Below are 13,021 nucleotides of genomic sequence, written 5' to 3' on the forward strand. Positions count from 1 at the left end.
TTTAGTCTTCGATGCCGCGTTGCGCGGGAATCCCTGCATTGAAGGCGTGTTTGACTTTGGTCATCTCAGTCACGGTGTCGGCCAGCTCAATCAGCTCTGGCGGGCAACGTCTGCCGGTCATGCACACATGCACGTCTATCGGTCTTGCACGCAGCGTTGCCAGCACCTCGTCCAAAGGCAACCAACCGTAAATGAGTGGGTAGGTGATTTCATCCAACACCACCAGAAAAAAATCACCACTCAAAATGGCAGCTTTGGCTTTTTGCCAGCCATCACGCGCGAGCTGTGCGGAGTGTTCGAGGTCTTTGCTTTTCCAGCTAAAGCCGTCGCCCAAGCCTTCGACGGGAATACCGAGTTGTTCAAACATGCGGTGCTCGCCAAAGCGTGCCGTGGGCACTTTCATGAACTGATAAATCTTGACAGCTTTGCCACGCCCATGCGCACGCAAGGCCAAGCCGAACGCTGCGGTACTTTTGCCTTTGCCGTCGCCCGTGTTGACGATGAGCAAGCCGCGTCGATCGGCTTGCAGCGTGACACGCGCGTAGTTCACTGGGGGTTGCTCAATGTCCATGTCGTTGCGCTTTAATTACAGCTTGGGCACCGCCACCCACTGGCCATCCAGTGAATGAATGGCAATGCGTTTGTCAAACACCGCCTCGACGGCGCGGTGTGTGGCGGCATCTGCACACGCGCCTTGGTGCACCACACGGCCTGCTTGCATGACCACCATGTCGTCCGCATGCAGGGCCATGCCCAACTCGTGCAACACGCTGATGACGGTGGTGTTTTGCGCAGTCAAGCAGCGCACTTGCTCTAGCCAATCCACTTGGTGAGGTGGGTCTAAGTTGGCAAGTGGCTCGTCCATCAACATCACTTGCGCTTGCACGGCCATGGCACGGGCCAACAACACGCGTTGACGCTCGCCACCTGAGAGCTGCCCTAAGGAACGCTCGCGCCAGTCCCACGCCTGTGTGGCTTTCAAGGCGGTTTCGACCACGGCATGGTCATGGGCATTGGGTGCTGCCAACCAGTCTTGGTGCGGCATGCGGCCCAGCATGACCACATCCCACACACGCAAATCATCAGACGTTGATTCGTTTTGACCTAACCATGACAGTTGCTGCGCGCGCTGCTTGCGGTCCATGGCCATCAACTCTTGGTCAAACAAAAAGATGCGACCTGTGACGTGCAACAGCCCAGCCATGGCTTTGAGCAAGGTGGACTTGCCCGCACCATTCGGGCCAACGATGCTGGTCCAACGGCCTGCTGTAAACGAGAGGTCCACGCCATGCAACACCTCTTGCCTCGCCAGAGAGACTCGTACATCCTGCAGGCGCATGGCTATTCTTTGAACGGACATGCTTTGACGGTTATTGCATTGCATCGTCATTGCCCCGCCCTTGCGCTTGCGCCATGGGGCGCACTTTGACTGCGGTACATCAGCCAGAGCAAATAACCACCGCCCAACACCGCAGTGAGCACGCCCACGGGCATCTCTTGGGGCGACAACAGCATGCGGGCCAGCAAGTCAGCCGTCAACAGCAACACGCCGCCCATCAAGGTGGACAACACCACCACCCAGTTGTGTTTGCTCTTCACCAGCGAGCGTACCAAGTGCGGCGCAGCCAAACCCACAAAAGCCACCAAACCCGTTTGTGCCACGGCTGTGCCTGTGGCCAACGCCAACACACACACCAGCGCCACACGTACAGGGGCAAGCGGTAAACCCAAACTCAACGCGGTGGACTCACCCAAGCTCAAAGCATCCAGCACGCGGCTTAGCGCAAAGGCCAAGACCACGCAAACGAACAACACGCCCAGCATCAACACGCATGCATTCCAACCGATGAAACTGGTCGAGCCCAACAAAAAACCTTGCATGCCTTGCAACACATCAGGACGCATGAGGGTGATGAGCGACGCCAGCGCACCCAACACCACGCCCACAATCACACCGGCCAACAACAAACGCAGCGTGTGCTGCACACCACGCGCCAGCACAAGGGTGAGCATCACGGCCAACACCGCGCCCACAAACGCAGCACCTGTTAACCCTAAACGCACCAAAAACTCTGTGGCAAACGGGTTGCCACCAAACAGAGCCAAAGCCACCGCGACACCCAGCGAAGCACCGGATGCACTACCAAGCAAGTACGGATCAGCCAATGGATTGCGAAACAAGCCTTGTGCCAATGCGCCTGCAAGCCCCAGCAATGCACCTGCGGCGCAAGCGCCCACGCTGCGTGGCAAACGAATGTCCCACACGATTTGCCAAGCAATGTCGTCATGCAGGGCACTGAGCCAACTCTCGAACCCTGTGCTGCCCACGGCACTACCCAGCGCAATACCAAGCACGCACAACACCAACAAGCTCAACGCCACCAACGCAGGCGACCAACGTGTGCCGTGCGTTGTCATGGTTGGCCTTTCGGCTTGTCATTGGCTTTGTCCGTCAAACACTTGGCCATCAGGCGTGCGGCCTCGGCCATGCGCGGGCCCGCACGCACCAACACATCGGACTCTTCAGACTTGAAATGACACACACGCTGCGTGCGCATGGCCCGCATGTTTTGCCAACCAGGGCGCGTGGTCATGTCGGCAAAGTTGCTGTCGCCCACCATGATGATGTCGGGCTGCGCACGCACCACAAACTCAGGATTGATTTTGGGAAAGGGGCCCAGCGATGCAGGCAAGATGTTGCGCGCACCCAAACGCTGTAACGTCTCACCGATGAACGACGACTCACTGGCGCCATACGGCGCACGACTGACTTCAAAGTACACGCGTTGGCCTTGGGCTTGCGCAGGGATGGACTGTGCTGCTGCATTCACCGCTGCATCGATGTGGCGCCACACGCGATCACTCTCAGCCACTGGCACATCCAAAGCCTGCGCCACGATGCGCATCACGCGCTGCACATCGGCATGCGAACGAGGCTCTAAAGCGAGCACCGTCAAACCCAACGCGGCAAACCGCTCAGCACCGCGCGCCGAGGTCGCCATCAACACCAAGTCGGGCTTGAGGGCCACCACGCTTTCAATATTGGGGTCGATCCCGCCGCCCATACGCGGCACCTTGGCAATGCTCTCGGGCCAATTGGAATAACGGTCCACACCCACCAGCTTTTGACATTGGCCCAATGCACACACGGTCTCAGTCAATGAAGGTAACAAGCTGACGATGCGTTGCGGTGGTTTCGCGATGGTCACCTCTATCTGGCGGTCATCGCGGAGCACCACGGCTTGCACGAGACAGGTGAAACTGGTGATGACGGCCAAGAGCCACCGCACGCACCGCACGCACCACACGGCCATGCGCCCGTTAGGCGAGCGCTTACGCATAAGTGGCCTCCCACTGCTGGAAGATGCGATGCAACTGCGTCACGCCATCGGTCAGGGCCGCAGGGCCTGGCTGCAAAATATCAGCCGATTTGATTTCAAAAATTTGGTTATTTAGAACTGCTGGCACGCCTTGCCAGCCTTCGCGTGCCGCTGCTTTTTCGGGGCGAAATTTCTTGCCACACAGCGAACCAATGATGATGTCGGGCGCACGGTCCACGATGGTTTGGCCACTCGCAATGATGCGGTCTTTGCCCATAGACATTTGTGCCAACTCAGGAAAACAATCGTCGCCACCGGCAATGCCAATCAGCTCAGACACCCAACGAATCGCGCTGATGTGCGGCTCGTCCCACTCTTCAAAATACACCTTGGGTCGGCGCTTGAATGTGGCCGCCGTCTTTTGAATACCGTCCAACTGCGCACGCATTTGCTGCAAACGCTGCAGGCCTTGTTCGGCTTGGCCGACCATCGCAGCCACTTGGTACAGCACAGAAAAAATCTCGTCGACGCTGCGTTGGTTGAACACCGTGACCTGCACACCCGCACGGATGAGCAAGGCGGCAATATCCGCCTGCAAATCAGAAAAACCAAACACGCAATCGGGCTTGAGCGCCAAGATCTTGTCAATCTTGGCGCTCAAAAACGCGCTCACTTTAGGCTTCTCATCACGCGCACGACGTGGGCGCACGGTGTAACCCGAGATACCCACAATGCGCGCCTCTTCCCCCAGCATGTACAGCCACTCTGTCGTTTCCTCGGTGAGGCAGACGATGCGTTGGGGAAGAAGATCAAGCATGCAAGTTACTTGGGTTGGTATTGCAAGGTGGCGTAGATGCCGCGACCTGGGGTGTTGTACCCCCCCGCGATCACGTAATGACGATCAAACGCATTTTCCAAGCGAACGCGGGCTGTCCAATCGGTATCAATTTTCCGACTGGCATAAAACGACCAAATGGAATAACCCGCAAGCATGTCAGAGTTCACTTCGTTAAAGTTTGGTCTTGCACCAGTTGCAAACAACTTGACGCCCAGCTCATAGTCAAGAAAGACTTTAGAAATGTCTATCGACCCATAATTTTTTGCACGACGTCCTGGCGCATATCCACCCGTGATGTTTTTTGGATCTTGCGTTACCGCTGAAAGCTTGACACTATGTCCCATCCAACGGGTCCTCAATGATGCATCAACCCCTTTGTTTTCAACTTCACCAGCATTCCTAACTGCCCATTGCCCTTGCGCATCTTCAAACCAGTCAATGGAATTGTGGGTCATCGTGTGGAAATAGGCGATGCGACCCAAGGTCTGTTGATCAGCATAAACAAGTCCCGTTTCTTTCGACTTGAACTCTTCTTGCTTCAAGCTTGGACTATTTGAAATTTCAGTCGCAGAGGGTGCTCGAAAACCCGTTGATACAGTTCCTGTAACTTTCCACGTAGAGGTCAGTTGGTAACCCGCCCCAAGAAGTGTTGATGTGGCATTGGGCTGCAATGAACTGACGCTCAACGCATCTCGGTAATCAGAGCTAATCAAATCGCGTCGCAAATTGGCTTGAAGGGTCAACTTATCCATCTTCTGCGTCATGCCAACATAACCCGCAACTGTGCGCTTTTCAAACTCGAAGCTGTTGTATTCCTCGTGCTTATCTGAAACGTAATCCAACCCTGCCGTTGCTGCTGTATTGGGATTTGCTTGGTAGTGATTGCTCCAATTAACAGCGCTTTGATGCGAGTTGTAACGGCCGTTATTTAGACCATTTTTAAATTCTTCGTAACTTGTCACGGAATCCGAAAAATTAACGGTAGTGCTCCACGCATCACTGACTTGTCGTCGAACATACGCGCTGCCCACGTTGGTTTTTTTCAAGGAACGGTGCACATCGGTCGGCAGCGAGGCTGAATAATCAGGGTTCGATTTTGCGTCGTAATCAGCGTCTGTTGTCTGCGTTCTAAAGCGCATGCCAATCTCTGTGTCCGAATTCAATTTCTTGCTCAACTTGGCACTGAAATATTCGGCGTTGTAGCCGTCACGATCAGGATTAACACGGTTGCTCAAGGCTGGGTCCATGGATGTAAAGCCCGTCGAAGACTTTTGTCCGGCATTCACATCAAAGCCATAGTCTGACGATGTACCGCCTAAACCCACATTCATGTCTGCTGTATTTTTTGAACCATAACCTATTGATCCGTAAGCTTTTGGAGCTCCTTTACCTTGGCGCGTGTAAATGTTAATCACACCACCAATCGCAGCATCACCATAGAGAGCACCTGCATTCCCACGCAAAATTTCGATGCGTTCAATTTGTGACAAAGGCATATCGGTAACTGTCAAAAATCCACCACCATCGGCTTGCGTCTTGACCCCATCAATTAAGACGACCAAATTTTTACTTTCCTGTCCCCGCAAAAAAATGGATGTTTGTGAGCCTGGGCCACCGTTCCTGCCATATTCAACGCCAGATTCGCCCTGCAACAAATCAACCAGCGTGGGCGCCTGCGACTTTTCAATGTCTTGACGTGTGATCACCGACACAGAGGACAACACCTCTGACAAAGGCTGCTCCATGCGCGAAGCAGAAATCACCACAGGATTAATTTCAATGCCTTGCGCCTGAACGCTCGCAGCGACAGCCAAAGACAAAACAGAGAGCGCAGGCACAAACGCGCGCGCACGGAGACGAATAGATTTCTTCATGATTTAAAACCAACAGTTGTGTGCCCTCACCGCCTTCCCCGACAGTGCTTGAGCGTTCAAGCAGCACGTTTTTAGACGCACCGCCACCTTGTTGGCCGGTATCCGGGCTGGCGGAGACTACCTCTGTCGCCTTCCCAAACGCTTGTTCAAGGCGCTCAGTGGCTTGTGTGACAGAAGCGGAGCCAAAGGGCTCGTCCGCTTGACCGTTGCGGGGGCAGCGCAGGTTGGGTGTTGTCGAGCGAGCGACGCGACCTTCCTGCTTCCCGTTGAACTGCAGCGTGTGAACCACGCGGCGAGCACCAACATTTCAAATTTTAGCGGCTAACCTTTCAGCCACCTTAAAATGTGCGGGCCATGTCAAACACACCCCTGATCGATCAAATCGCCGAACGCGTGGAGCGTTTGCTGCTGCGTCATGAAGAACTGATGCGCACCAACGCCTTGCTGACCGCACAAGTGCAAGAACTCACCCACGAGCGCGATCTGATGAAGTCGCGCCTGAGTGCCGCGCGTCATCGCATTGATGCATTGATTGAGCGCTTACCGCAAAGCTCGACCGAGAAAGACAAAGCATGAAGCAAATCGAAGTTCAAATCATGGGTCAAGGCTATGTGTTGGGTTGCCCCGAGGGTGGCGAAACACGTTTGGGCCAAGCGGTGGGCAAAGTGGACGAGGCCATGTGCAAGATTCGCGATGCCGGCAAGATCAAAGCGCGCGACCGTATCGCGGTTTTAGCTGCACTGAACTTGGCGTTTGACTTGACTGACCGCCCCACTTCGGTGCCAAACGAGAGCGATCTCAGTGCATCCACAGCGCAAATGCAAGCCCTGCTGCAACGACTCGACAACGTGCTCGCCAGCGACAACCGGTTGCTCTAAAGCGCGCCTACAATGGCGCGGTCTGCAAGTCCTTGGGGCTTTATATTTCCTTGAACCAATGCTCATATGAGCCCGGGCTTGGAACATCGTTTGATGAGCGTGATCGTCTCGCGTCAGATGAACCCAACGTCAAACTGACCTCGCCCACCTGAACCCCCGGTTCAGGATGACGGCCCCGAGGCCCTTGCAGACACCTTCTTCTTTTGTCTTAAGGCCTCGCCCTCTCATGGACCTCCAACCCCAACTGATCTTCGAACTCGCCGCATTAGGCATTTGCACAGGTTTTCTGGCAGGCTTATTGGGCATCGGAGGTGGCATGGTGATGGTGCCATTCATCACCATCCTGTTGTCGCAGCGAGGCGTTGACGCCAACTTAGCCGTCAAGATGGCGATTGCCACATCGATGGCCACCATCATCTTCACGTCCATCTCTAGCGTGCGCGCCCATCACAAACGTGGCGCTGTGCGTTGGGACTTGGTCAAAGGTTTGGCACCCGGCATCGTGCTGGGCAGCATGATTGGCAGCTTGGGCGTGTTTGCCATTCTCAAAGGTTCTTACTTAGCCACATTCTTTGGCTTGTTTGTTGGCTTCTCAGCCACACAAATGTTTTTGGACAAAAAACCTGCCCCCACACGTCAAGTGCCCGGTCCCGTGGGATTGGCCGGTGCAGGCGGTGCGATTGGCTTTTTGTCAGGCTTGGTCGGTGCGGGTGGCGGCTTTATCAGCGTGCCCTTTATGGCTTGGTGCAACGTGGCGATTCACAATGCCGTGGCCACCAGCTCGGCACTGGGTTTTCCGATTGCGTTGGCCAACGTGCTGGGCTATGTCATCAGCGGCCGCTCGGTCGAGGGCTTGCCCGCTGACGCCTTTGGGTACATCTGGGTGCCCGCATTGGTGGTGATCGCGTTGTGCAGCGTATTCACGGCGCCTTTGGGCGCCAAAGCTGCACACAGCCTGCCTGTCAAAAAGCTCAAGCGTGTGTTTGCCATCGTGTTGTATTTGCTGGCGGCCTACATGCTTTACAAAGGCTTGTCGAGCTGAAAGACAAGGCCCGTTCTGGCTTTCGAACGTTTTTACGCTATTGCGGCACCACGCACCAAGGCGCTTGGTACTCCACCAAGCCCATCCACAAGGCCCAGCCAGAACTAACAGCCAAAGCTAAGCCAGCCAAGCGCACACCCCATGCCCCGCTGGATGCGCCCGCAACGCCAGAAGGCTTAAAGCCGCGCATACGCAACCATAACCAAGGGCCGACGGTCAGCACCACGGCACTGCCCAAGGCGAACAAAGCCATCACGCCTGCACCTTCTAAAGGGCTGTTGCTCAAAGCAGCCACCAGCAAGGCGCCATACAACAAACCACAGGGCATCAGTGCCCACAAGAAACCCAAAATAACGGCGCCGCCGTTGCGCAATTTGAGATGCGCGGTCATGGCCTGCACACGTCGCCAAATGCTGCGCCCCATGCCATCGAGCCACACGGGTTGCTCTGCGCGCCACAACAGCAGCAAGCCCACCAAAAACGCAAACAGATGCAGCAAAGTCCACACAGGACGAAACACGGCCGATTGCGTGCTGAGCCAACCCACCCCTTGCATAGTGGATGCAGCCATTGCGCCCAATGTGCTGTAGCCAGCGATGCGACCAAGTTGGAACAACAGCATCGCAGACGTGCCTTGACCCGCGCCTTGCTTTTGCGCCGATCGGCCAATGCCAGCACAGACAGCGCCGCACATTGCCAAACAATGCGGACCGCCTGCCAACCCCATCAGCAACGCTGTGAGGGCCAAAGTTGAATTCATCACCATCAGATGATTTTAGAGAACCTCGCGCGGTTGCGGTCTGTTTGCAAATACTTATCAAACACCATGGCAACGCCACGCACAAAGAACCAACCCAACTCCGTCACCTGAATACCCGTGGCATCGAGCACCACAAGCCCTTGTGTTTGCATCTGTAACAAGGCTTCTATCTCTTGCGCAAAATACGGCTCAAAATCAATCAGATGCGCCAACTCGATGGACTCAAACAGCACATGCCCTTGACACATCAGCGCCATGATGACCGACTGCCTCACCAAATCGTCACGTGACATGGCCAAGCCGCGCTCCACCGGCAAGCGACCTTGGTCTAGCAAATCGTAATAAGCCTCTAAGGTCTTCACGTTTTGGCTGAAGGTGCTGCCCACACGGCCAATCGAAGACACACCCAAAGCCACCAAATCACAATCGGGCTGCGTGCTGTAGCCTTGAAAATTGCGGTGCAAGCGCCCTTGGCGTTTGGCGACAGCCAGCGCATCGGTGGCCAATGCAAAGTGATCCATGCCCACGTAAACGTAACCCGCAGCCATCAACACACGCATGGCACTGGCCAGCATGGCCAACTTAGAGGCCGCGGGCGGCAGGTCTTGCGCATGAATGCGACGTTGTGGCTTAAACCGTTCAGGCAAATGCGCGTAGGCGTACAAAGCAATGCGATCAGGCCGCAGCTTCACCACTTGCGCCAAGGTGCGCTCAAACGTCTCGGGGCTTTGCATGGGCAAGCCGTAAATCAAATCCACGTTGATGGACTCAAACCCCAACTCACGCGAGGCCGCGACCAAATCAAACACCTGAGCGGCAGGTTGAATGCGATGCACGGCTTTTTGCACGGCAGGCTCGAAATCTTGGACACCAAAACTCAGGCGGTTGAACTCTAACTCTCTCAATAGCTTCAAACGCTCGGGCGTGACGGTGCGTGGGTCAACCTCCATAGAGTATTCACCGCCCGGTGTGAACACAAAATGACGGCGCAGCATGGCCATCAAATCCTGCAACTCAACATCACTCAAAAACGTGGGGCTACCGCCACCGAGATGCAATTGAGAAACTGTCTGCCCCGCCCCCAAGTGCGCAACATTAAGCTCGACCTCGCGACTCAAATATCGCAAATACTCCGCACCACGCTCATGGTGTTTGGTGATGATTTTGTTGCACGCACAGTAGTAACACAGTGACTCACAAAACGGAATGTGCACATAGATCGACAAGGGGTACATCTTGGTCCCGACGCCCGCACGTCGCTGCTCAAGCGCTTGCACATAATCGGCTTCACCAAAGGCCTCCACAAACCGATCGGCTGTGGGATAGGAGGTGTAACGCGGCCCCGCCACGTCATAACGCTGCAGCAATTCAGGGCTGATCACAACGGGTGCAACTTCTGCAGACAACAAGCGTGAGGAAGACATAAGTTCACAATCATATTTAGACAACATAATGTGACTTGAATCTGCTTTTTTAGTTTTGACTCAAGTCAAAAAACCGGTCTGCCTCACGTATGAATTCCCACAGTATCAAAGTCGCCTGCTCTAACTGCAATCTGCGTGAATTGTGTATGCCGATGGGTCTCACAGACGCAGACATGAAGCGCATCGACGAGGTGGTGGCCACGCGTCGCAAAGTCCCTAAAGGGGAAAACCTTTTCCACAACGGCGAAAAATTCAACGCGCTCTACGCAATCCGCACCGGATTTTTTAAAACCTGTGTGTCGTCCGAGGATGGTCGCGACCAAGTCACGGGATTTCAAATGGCAGGCGAAGTGATCGGGCTCGACGGCATCGTCAGCGACCGCCACACCTGCGATGCCGTTGCCCTAGAAGATGCCGAAGTCTGCGTGATGCCCTTCGACCGAATCGAAGAACTGTCGCGCGAGGTGAATGCACTGCAGCACCATGTGCACAAAATCATGAGCCGCGAAATCGTGCGCGAACACGGCGTGATGCTGATGTTGGGCAGCATGCGCGCAGAAGAACGTTTAGCCGCGTTCTTGTTGAACTTGGTGCAACGTTTGCATGCACGCGGGTTCTCGCAATCGGAATTGGTCTTGCGCATGACGCGCGAAGAAATTGGCAGCTACTTAGGCCTCAAGCTAGAAACCGTCAGCCGCACGTTTTCAAAGTTTGCAGATGACAAGATCATTGAAGTCAAACAGCGCCATGTGCGCATCTTGAACACCGATGCACTCAAGGCGCTGGTCAACACGCCTGCTTGCGGTCCGCTTTAATCGCAGCAACTCTCTTGCTTGGGGCACCCATCGGGGCGCTCTGTAGGCACCATCGGGCAACGATTCACCTCAAAAGGTGAAGCCGACAACAAGGTGGTCAACGCACTCGACGCGGCGCACACGATCCAGAAGGCAAAGAAAGACAAGGTGTAAATACCTTGCCTTGACACATCAATGGGCTGCCCTGCCCATTGCATGTCCTCAGGGTCCACCATCGCGAAAACCAAGATTTCTAAAACACCAGCCAGCAAAAAGGCTGGCCAAATAATCCACATCATTCGTTGCGCCAACATCACGTTCTCCCAAAGGAAAGATTTTTGGTCATTTGAGCCCCTTGCCTTTTAACCATCACGGTTTTTGGGCAGGGGTAGATGTTGCACTGCCCTCAGACACAACAGGCGTAGCCGCATGGTTGCGCGCTTGCATGGCAGGCGCCAATGCTTTTTGTTCAGCCAAGGTTTTGTTGATCTCCAAACCTCGGCGGTAATAGTCTTCGGCGACCACGGGGTCAGGAATACGAATGGCAATGGCCAAGGTCACAAAGCCAGCCACCACCACCGCGGCAGGGCCCGCGATGATGAGCCAGACGTGGCCATGGGTCCACCAAGGCTTGGTATCGAGTTGAGCGCTTGCGTTCATAGTGACTTTCAGCGGGGCACGATAAACACAGATTTTTCGACCGCAAAGTCATCTGTGCCCACGGCTTGAATTTCAAACAGGATTTTGTGCGATCCAGCTTGCGACGAACCATAAGGAATGTCTGCTCGCAACACCACCCAACGGGCTTGTGCGGCATCGACCTTCACATCAGTTTCTGTTTCGATGCGAATGTTGGGCAATCCACGCACCGACAGATGGTACGTCTGCGCATTCTCAGAAGCATTCATGATCTGCAAGCGATACACGTTCTCCAACGTCCCCACCTCCGTGATGCGAGACAAGGTGGAACGATCGCGCACCACATCCACTTTGAAGGGCGTACGCAAACTGAGCGACACCAACACAAATGCAATCAACCCAACCAAGAACATGGCGTAAACCTGCACGCGTGGTCGCAACATGCGTTGGAACATCTGCTTCGATGACCATTTTTGGCCCATCGCGTTCTGTGTCGCAAAACGCACCAAGCCACGCTCGTAGCCCATTTTGTCCATCACCGAATCGCACACGTCAGCGCACGCACCGCACGAAATACATTCATACTGCAAGCCGTTGCGAATGTCGATGCCCGTCGGGCAGACCTGAACACACATGGTGCAATCGACACAAGCGCCCAATTGCGGCTTGGTCAAATCGGCATTGCGCGCGCGCGGGCCACGCGGCTCACCCCGCTCGCTGTCGTAAGTCACGATGAGGGTGTCATGGTCAAACATGGCGCTTTGGAAGCGCGCATAGGGACACATGTATTTGCAAACCTGCTCGCGCATAAAACCAGCGTTGCCATAGGTCGCAAAGGCGTAAAAGAAGACCCAGAACAACTCCCACGAACTCATGTGCGTGGTGAAAAATTCCATGGCCAATTCACGAATCGGCGTGAAGTAGCCCACAAAGGTAAAGCCAGTCCAGATCGACAAGAAGATCCAGATCAAATGCTTGTACCACTTCTTCACCAGTTTTTCGAGGGAGAAGTCAGCATCATCCAAACGCATGCGCGCCGAACGATCACCTTCAATCTTGCGTTCGATCCACAGAAAAATTTCGCTGTACACCGTTTGCGGACAGGCAAAGCCACACCACAAACGCCCAGCCACAGCGGTAAACAAGAACAGCGACAACGCTGAAATCACCAACAAGCCGGTGAGGTAAATGAAGTCTTGCGGATACAAGACCAAACCAAAAATATAAAAACGACGTGAAGCCAGGTCAAACAAAACCGCTTGACGGGTGCCCCACTCCAACCAAGGCAAGCCGTAAAAGACCAGCTGCGTCAGTGCAACAAAAAACCAACGCCATTGCGCAAACACGCCCTGAACAGATCGGGGATAGATTTTTTTGGCAGCCGCATAAAGCGAGACCATCGCCTCGTCGTCAGCGCCCGAGGGCACAGCCGCGATGGGGATGGTCTTGCGC

14 protein-coding genes, 1 pseudogene and 1 riboswitch are annotated in these 13,021 nt (G+C 54.8%); of the genes and pseudogenes, 4 read left to right on the forward strand and 11 right to left on the reverse strand.

The genetic code is table 11. The annotated features are described in order from the left end of the window. Position 1 precedes the first annotated feature (1 nt). The 6 genes from cobO to C5F52_RS11215 are packed head-to-tail and all read right to left on the reverse strand — an operon-like array spanning position 2 to position 6,032. On the reverse strand, positions 2–571 hold the full coding sequence (gene cobO / locus C5F52_RS11190; protein ID WP_104798431.1) for a cob(I)yrinic acid a,c-diamide adenosyltransferase: 570 nt from the start codon (positions 569–571) through the stop codon (positions 2–4). 15 nt (positions 572–586) lie between these two features. Continuing rightward, the gene (locus C5F52_RS11195) at positions 587–1,360 is read right to left on the reverse strand and encodes an ABC transporter ATP-binding protein (protein ID WP_104798568.1); all 774 of its coding nucleotides are present in this window, start codon (positions 1,358–1,360) and stop codon (positions 587–589) included. A gap of 26 nt (positions 1,361–1,386) precedes the next feature. Then, positions 1,387–2,418, reverse strand: coding sequence for an iron ABC transporter permease (locus C5F52_RS11200; protein ID WP_236657830.1), 1,032 nt, complete (start codon positions 2,416–2,418; stop codon positions 1,387–1,389). After that, complete coding sequence (locus tag C5F52_RS11205; protein ID WP_236657831.1) at positions 2,415–3,341, reverse strand: ABC transporter substrate-binding protein; 927 nt, start codon at positions 3,339–3,341, stop codon at positions 2,415–2,417. Before C5F52_RS11205 ends, C5F52_RS11200 begins: the two co-directional genes overlap by 4 nt. Next, positions 3,334–4,137 carry an ABC transporter substrate-binding protein gene (locus C5F52_RS11210; RefSeq protein WP_104798432.1) on the reverse strand — a complete coding sequence of 268 codons (804 nt, stop codon included), beginning with the start codon at positions 4,135–4,137 and terminating at the stop codon, positions 3,334–3,336. Before C5F52_RS11210 ends, C5F52_RS11205 begins: the two co-directional genes overlap by 8 nt. Before the next feature lie 5 nt (positions 4,138–4,142). Further along, the gene (locus C5F52_RS11215; RefSeq protein ID WP_104798433.1) at positions 4,143–6,032 is read right to left on the reverse strand and encodes a TonB-dependent receptor domain-containing protein; all 1,890 of its coding nucleotides are present in this window, start codon (positions 6,030–6,032) and stop codon (positions 4,143–4,145) included. Positions 6,033–6,107: 75 nt separating this feature from the next. Then, positions 6,108–6,351, reverse strand: a riboswitch (cobalamin riboswitch). A 35-nt stretch (positions 6,352–6,386) separates the two neighbouring features. On the opposite strand from C5F52_RS11215, the gene C5F52_RS11220 reads away from it, so the two are divergent. The 3 genes from C5F52_RS11220 (at position 6,387) to C5F52_RS11230 (ending at position 7,952) form a co-directional block, all read left to right on the forward strand. Beyond that, the gene (locus C5F52_RS11220; RefSeq protein ID WP_104798434.1) at positions 6,387–6,608 is read left to right on the forward strand and encodes a DUF904 domain-containing protein; all 222 of its coding nucleotides are present in this window, start codon (positions 6,387–6,389) and stop codon (positions 6,606–6,608) included. Further along, positions 6,605–6,910 (forward strand): cell division protein ZapA, encoded by a 306-nt coding sequence (locus tag C5F52_RS11225; protein WP_104798435.1) that lies wholly within the window; start codon positions 6,605–6,607, stop codon positions 6,908–6,910. Before C5F52_RS11220 ends, C5F52_RS11225 begins: the two co-directional genes overlap by 4 nt. 226 nt (positions 6,911–7,136) lie before the next feature. Continuing rightward, positions 7,137–7,952 carry a sulfite exporter TauE/SafE family protein gene (locus C5F52_RS11230; protein WP_104798436.1) on the forward strand — a complete coding sequence of 272 codons (816 nt, stop codon included), beginning with the start codon at positions 7,137–7,139 and terminating at the stop codon, positions 7,950–7,952. Between the two features lie 37 nt (positions 7,953–7,989). On the opposite strand, the gene C5F52_RS11235 is transcribed toward C5F52_RS11230, so the two are convergent. Together C5F52_RS11235 and hemN are read right to left on the reverse strand one after the other, a co-directional pair. After that, positions 7,990–8,712 carry a sulfite exporter TauE/SafE family protein gene (locus C5F52_RS11235; protein ID WP_104798571.1) on the reverse strand — a complete coding sequence of 241 codons (723 nt, stop codon included), beginning with the start codon at positions 8,710–8,712 and terminating at the stop codon, positions 7,990–7,992. Between the two features lie 5 nt (positions 8,713–8,717). Then, positions 8,718–10,136 (reverse strand): oxygen-independent coproporphyrinogen III oxidase, encoded by a 1,419-nt coding sequence (gene hemN, locus C5F52_RS11240; RefSeq protein ID WP_104798437.1) that lies wholly within the window; start codon positions 10,134–10,136, stop codon positions 8,718–8,720. A gap of 80 nt (positions 10,137–10,216) precedes the next feature. Between hemN and fnr the strand changes: the two are divergent. Further along, positions 10,217–10,951 (forward strand): annotated as a pseudogene (fnr, locus tag C5F52_RS11245) (fumarate/nitrate reduction transcriptional regulator Fnr); the annotation flags it as partial. On the opposite strand, the gene C5F52_RS11250 reads toward fnr, so the two are convergent. Genes C5F52_RS11250 through ccoG form a run of 3 tightly spaced genes read right to left on the reverse strand, consistent with a single transcriptional unit; the run spans position 10,948 to position 12,969 of the window. Continuing rightward, a complete protein-coding gene (locus C5F52_RS11250; protein WP_104798439.1) occupies positions 10,948–11,244 on the reverse strand; it encodes a hypothetical protein in 297 nt (98 codons plus the stop codon). The pseudogene fnr and the gene C5F52_RS11250 sit on opposite strands and share 4 nt — an antisense overlap. 55 nt (positions 11,245–11,299) lie before the next feature. After that, positions 11,300–11,590 carry a FixH family protein gene (locus C5F52_RS11255; RefSeq protein ID WP_104798440.1) on the reverse strand — a complete coding sequence of 97 codons (291 nt, stop codon included), beginning with the start codon at positions 11,588–11,590 and terminating at the stop codon, positions 11,300–11,302. 8 nt (positions 11,591–11,598) lie between these two features. After that, the gene (ccoG, locus tag C5F52_RS11260; RefSeq protein WP_104798572.1) at positions 11,599–12,969 is read right to left on the reverse strand and encodes a cytochrome c oxidase accessory protein CcoG; all 1,371 of its coding nucleotides are present in this window, start codon (positions 12,967–12,969) and stop codon (positions 11,599–11,601) included. Between the last annotated feature and the right edge of the window lie 52 nt (positions 12,970–13,021).

It is taken from the genome of Limnohabitans sp. TS-CS-82 (assembly GCF_002943475.1).

Coding starts and splice junctions, on each gene's coding strand:
- C5F52_RS11210 (WP_104798432.1), bottom strand. CDS start 4,137: ATGCTTGATCTTCTTCCCCAACGCATCGTCTGCCTCACCGAGGAAACG.
- C5F52_RS11230 (WP_104798436.1), top strand. CDS start 7,137: ATGGACCTCCAACCCCAACTGATCTTCGAACTCGCCGCATTAGGCATT.
- C5F52_RS11225 (WP_104798435.1), top strand. CDS start 6,605: ATGAAGCAAATCGAAGTTCAAATCATGGGTCAAGGCTATGTGTTGGGT.
- cobO (WP_104798431.1), bottom strand. CDS start 571: ATGGACATTGAGCAACCCCCAGTGAACTACGCGCGTGTCACGCTGCAA.
- ccoG (WP_104798572.1), bottom strand. CDS start 12,969: ATGGTCTCGCTTTATGCGGCTGCCAAAAAAATCTATCCCCGATCTGTT.
- hemN (WP_104798437.1), bottom strand. CDS start 10,136: ATGTCTTCCTCACGCTTGTTGTCTGCAGAAGTTGCACCCGTTGTGATC.
- C5F52_RS11195 (WP_104798568.1), bottom strand. CDS start 1,360: ATGTCCGTTCAAAGAATAGCCATGCGCCTGCAGGATGTACGAGTCTCT.
- C5F52_RS11255 (WP_104798440.1), bottom strand. CDS start 11,590: ATGAACGCAAGCGCTCAACTCGATACCAAGCCTTGGTGGACCCATGGC.
- C5F52_RS11235 (WP_104798571.1), bottom strand. CDS start 8,712: ATGAATTCAACTTTGGCCCTCACAGCGTTGCTGATGGGGTTGGCAGGC.
- C5F52_RS11200 (WP_236657830.1), bottom strand. CDS start 2,418: ATGACAACGCACGGCACACGTTGGTCGCCTGCGTTGGTGGCGTTGAGC.
- C5F52_RS11250 (WP_104798439.1), bottom strand. CDS start 11,244: ATGTTGGCGCAACGAATGATGTGGATTATTTGGCCAGCCTTTTTGCTG.
- C5F52_RS11220 (WP_104798434.1), top strand. CDS start 6,387: ATGTCAAACACACCCCTGATCGATCAAATCGCCGAACGCGTGGAGCGT.
- C5F52_RS11205 (WP_236657831.1), bottom strand. CDS start 3,341: ATGCGTAAGCGCTCGCCTAACGGGCGCATGGCCGTGTGGTGCGTGCGG.
- C5F52_RS11215 (WP_104798433.1), bottom strand. CDS start 6,032: ATGAAGAAATCTATTCGTCTCCGTGCGCGCGCGTTTGTGCCTGCGCTC.